This is a genomic window from Streptomyces sp. NPDC006265 (genome assembly GCF_040613555.1).
GTDB lineage: Bacteria > Actinomycetota > Actinomycetes > Streptomycetales > Streptomycetaceae > Streptomyces.
This window is the reverse complement of record NZ_JBEXSH010000763.1, coordinates 1-4,531: the sequence shown is the minus strand read 5'-3', so window position 1 is coordinate 4,531 and position 4,531 is coordinate 1. Positions and strand designations below refer to the sequence as shown.

Genomic DNA, 4,531 nt, shown 5'->3' with positions numbered 1-4,531 from the left:
TAGAAGAGGCCGTTCATCGCGGCCATGGTGATGCCGAAGACGACGACCGTGCCCCAGTCGGTGCGCGAGTGTCAGAGCAGCCAGGGGTTGCGGCTGACGAAGGACAGGCGTGCCCACGCCTTGCCCAGACCCCAGGTGGCGCCGGCTCCCACGGCCGCGAGGGCGATGAGGACGACGGCGTAGACGAGGTGGTAGTCGGCGAACGGGTTGGTCGACATGCTTGCCGAACCGTCGTGACAGGTGCTTGGCCGGCGGCCACTCCGCGATCCACATCAGCGCCATCATCGCCGTACCGGCGACGGCGGCGAGTCGCAGTGCGACGCCCGCGGTGAGCGCCAGGCCGATGCCGAGCAGGCCGAGCATGAACAGCCAGTTGGCCCAGGCGGCCCCGGCCCAGTCGTGGAAGGTGGACTCCATCGGGCCGACGGCGACTGAGCCAAGGAAACCCTTGGTGGGCGAGCCGCCGTCGATCCAGCCCTTGCCGGACTGGGTGGCGTAGCCGAGGCCGAAGGTCTTGTCGAGGAACGCCCACAAGAAGACGAACCCGGTCAGCAGGCGCAGTCCGGCGAAGACGTACGCGCTCGTCGCGGTCGCCGCTGCCCTGTCTGTCGGCGCCGTCCCGGTCCTGTGCAGGAACGGGAAACGGTATCCCGTGTGGCGGTGTGGGTGATCGTGGACTGCCATGATGCTCATCCCCTCCGAGGGAGCTGCGCCCGAGGTGCCGTCGTCTCTCGTTGCGCTTGCAATGTGCCGCTTACGTGACGTGTGTCGGAGGGGCTGCAGGGCCCGGACGATGGTCCGAACGTCCCGTCGTCCGGGGCCCTTTGGCGCGGGTCAGCCGTCCCAGGTCCAGTCGGCGACGTCCGGGAGGTCGGTGCCGTGGGCGCGGATCCAGTCGCGGTGTCGCAGGCGTGCGTCCTCCATTCGCTGGCGTACGGCGGCGGCGCGTACCGCGAGGCCGGGGACGCGGTCGATGACGTCCATGACCAGCCGGTAGCGGTCCATGTCGTTGCCGACGACCATGTCGAACGGCGTGGTCGTGGTGCCGATCTCCTTGTAGCCGCGCACGTGCAGGTTCCTGTGACCGGTGCGTCGGTAGGCCAGGCGATGGATCAGCCAGGGATAGCCGTGATAGGCGAAGATGACCGGCTTGTCGGCGGTGAACAGGCCGTCGTACTCGAAGTCGCCCATCCCGTGCGGGTGTTCCTCGCTCGGCATGAGGCGGGCGATGTCGACAACGTTGACGACCCGCACGACCAGTTCGGGCAGGTGCCGGCGCAGCAACTGGGCGGCCGCCAGGATTTCCTGGGTGGGTACATCGCCCGCGCAGGCGAGGACCACATCTGGTTCACGAGAGCCGTCCTCTGTGCCCGCCCAATCCCAGATGCCGGCGCCGCGCGCGCAGTGGAGGCGGGCCTGCTCCATGGACAGCCAGTCGAAGCAGGGCTGCTTACCCGCCACGATCACGTTCACGTAGTCGCGGCTGCGTAGCGCGTGGTCGGCGACCGAGAGCAGCGTGTTGGCGTCCGGCGGCAGATAGACCCGGACGGCCTCGGGGCTCTTGTTGAGGATGTGATCGACGAAGCCGGGGTCCTGGTGGGAGAAGCCGTTGTGGTCCTGGCGCCACACGTGCGACGTCAGCAGATAGTTGAGCGAGGCGATGGGCGCGCGCCAGGGCAGGCGGCGGGTCACGCGCAGCCACTTGATGTGCTGGTTGACCATCGAGTCCACGATGTGCACGAACGCCTCGTAGCAGGAGAACAGCCCGTGCCGGCCGGTCAGCAGATAGCCCTCCAGCCAGCCCTGGCAAGTGTGCTCGGAGAGAATTTCCATCACCCGGCCGTGCCGGTCGAGATGCTCGTCCACGTCCAGGGTGCCGGCCTGCCACGCCTTGCCACTGGCCGCGTAGACGGCCTGGAGGCGATTGGATGCGGTCTCGTCGGGGCCGACCAGGCGGAAGTCGCGTCGGCCGGCGGTCGACCGCATGACGTCCTCGAGCATGTCGCCCAGGACGCGAGTCGGTTCGTGCAGGGTCGCGCCGGGCTTGTCGACCGCAACGGCGTACCGCTCCAGCGGCGGCAGGGGCAGCTCGCGCAGCAGGAGTCCGCCGTTGGCATGCGGGGTGGAGCCGAGCCTTCGGGCGCCGTCGGGGAGGCACGCCAGTACATCCGGGCAGGGGCTGCCGTGCTCGTCGAACAGCTCCTCCGGGCGGTACGACCGCAGCCACTCCTCCAACTGCCGCAGGTGTTCGGGGTTGTCCCGTACGGCGGCCAGCGGGACCTGGTGGGAGCGCCAGGTGCCTTCCACGGGCAGACCATCGACCTCGGCCGGGCCGGTCCAGCCTTTCGGGGTGCGCAGCACGATCATCGGCCAGTGGGGGCGCTCGGTGGCGCCGTCCTCGCGGGCGGCCCGTTGGAACGCGGTGATCCGGTCCACGGCGGTGTCCATGGCCTGCGCCATCGCTTGATGGACGGCGGCCGGGTCGTCGCCGGTGACATGGATCGGGGCGTGGCCGTATCCCCGCAGCAGCTCATCGAGTTCCGGCTCGGGAAGCCGGGCGAGCACGGTCGGGTTGGCGATCTTGTAGCCGTTGAGGTGCAGGATCGGCAGGACGGCTCCGTCGTGGACGGGGTCGAGGAACTTGTTGGAGTGCCAGGACGCGGCCAGCGGCCCGGTCTCGGCTTCGCCGTCGCCGACGACACAGGCGACCAGCAGGTCCGGGTTGTCGAGAGCCGCGCCGTAGGCGTGCGAGAGGGAGTAGCCCAGCTCGCCGCCCTCGTGGATCGACCCAGGGGTCTCGGGGGCGACATGGCTGGGGATGCCGCCGGGGAACGAGAACTGTTTGAACAGCCGTGCCATCCCTGCCGTGTCCCGCGTGATGTCGGGGTAGGTCTGCGTGTACGAGCCCTCCAGCCAGGAGTTGGCGACGACGGCCGGTCCTCCGTGACCGGGGCCCCAGATGCACAGGGCGTCCAGGCCGCGGGCCCGGATGACCCGGTTGAGGTGGGTGTACACGAGGTTCAGCCCGGGTGAGGTGCCCCAGTGGCCGAGCAGCCGCGGCTTGACATGTTCCGGGCGCAGCGGCTCGGTCAGCAGGGGGTTGGCCATGAGGTAGATCTGGCCGACGGACAGGTAGTTCGCGGCGCGCCAGTGGGCGTCCAGCGTCCTCAGCTCGTCGTCGGTGAGCGAGGCGGATGCCTGCTGCGTGTCGACGGACATCATGGGTTCCCTTCCGGATCGTGGTCGGTCGGAGGTGCATGCGGGTCCGTATCGCCTCACTCTCCCCCACCCGCCGGGTACCCGGCAGGGCCGACCGGGCCATCTGCTGTTCCGCGGTGCTCGCCCTCAGGTCGTTGGCACCAGCAGCACGGGGCAGTGGGAGTGGTGCAACAGGACGTGCGCGACCGGGCCAACCGGGGGACCCAGCTGGCCCGCGCGCCGGCGCGCGCCGATGACGACGACGCCGGCCTCGCGGGTACCCGCCAGCAGGGCGTGCGCCGGGTCCGTGCGGACCGTGCGGATGTCGACCTCGACCGTGGGGTACTCCGCCCGCAGGCGGGCGATGCTGAACTGCGGCACGGCTTCTTCCGCCCGGTCCATGCGGGCCTGGCGCTCCTGGCCGGGGCTCGTCGCGGCCACCAGCGAGGGCAGTTCGGGTGTGGTGTGCCGGTGCGTTGCGGAGTGCACTACACGCAGCCGGGCTCGGCGCCGCGCCGCCTCCTGGAAGGCGTGGGCAGCCGCGTTCGCGTCGGCGTCGCTCTCCAGGCCGAGCAGCACCTCACGTCCCTCGCTGCGGGGGTGGTCGCCGCGGGCGACCAGCAGCGGACCGTGCACCTGCGCGGCCAGGCGCCAGCTCACCGAGCCGGCCAGCAGGCCGGAGACCCCTCCGAATCCCCGAGTGCCCACAACGGTGAGAACCCCACTCTCGCTCTCCCGCGCCAGCGCTCGCACGGCACCGCCTTCCACAGCCCTGGTCTGAACCGACAGACCGGGATGGCGCTCGTGAACCCGTGCGGCGGCCGACGCCAGAACCGGCCCCGCCTCGTCGCGGTCGGCCACCGCGTAGACGATGCGCAACGCGGTGCCGCGGCGCACCGCTTCCTCGGCGGCCCAGTCAAGCGCCCGAACGGCGACCAGCGAACCGTCCACTCCTACGATCACATGACGGTCGGTCATTGATCGTCTCCCTTCTGTTGCCCGGGCTGTCGCCCTGGGGTACTGAGCACGGTGGCGAGCTCGTCGCCGATCGGCTGGGCGTCGATCCCACGGCGGCTCCACGGAGGATGCTCGTCGTCCGCGGACGCTGCGGGCAGGGGCCGACGGAACCCATCGGCACGCCATGCGGCCCAGTCCCTTCGGGCCGTACGGCCCCGGGCCCGGGCCGGACGGGAGGAGGCGGGAAGGGGGAGGGAGAAGTTCAGGCGGTGATGTCCACCCCGTACAGGGTGCGTCCGCCGATGAGTTCCCGTCCGGTGACCAGTTCAGGCTCGATACGGACGAAGACCTCCTGCGGCGCAGGCACCCAGGAGAC

At 70.4% G+C, this 4,531-nt stretch carries 2 protein-coding genes and 2 pseudogenes; all 4 read right to left on the bottom strand.

From position 1 onward, the window contains the following. Positions 1-71: 71 nt before the first annotated feature. Positions 72-684: pseudogene (locus ABZ281_RS39345) on the bottom strand (hypothetical protein). Between the two features lie 150 nt (positions 685-834). Beyond that, positions 835-3,219 carry a phosphoketolase family protein gene (locus tag ABZ281_RS39340; protein WP_356662787.1) on the bottom strand — a complete coding sequence of 795 codons (2,385 nt, stop codon included), beginning with the start codon at positions 3,217-3,219 and terminating at the stop codon, positions 835-837. 126 nt (positions 3,220-3,345) lie between these two features. Continuing rightward, positions 3,346-4,176 carry a universal stress protein gene (locus ABZ281_RS39335; protein WP_356662786.1) on the bottom strand — a complete coding sequence of 277 codons (831 nt, stop codon included), beginning with the start codon at positions 4,174-4,176 and terminating at the stop codon, positions 3,346-3,348. Between the two features lie 241 nt (positions 4,177-4,417). Then, a pseudogene (locus ABZ281_RS39330) lies at positions 4,418-4,531 on the bottom strand (pyridoxamine 5'-phosphate oxidase family protein); the annotation flags it as partial.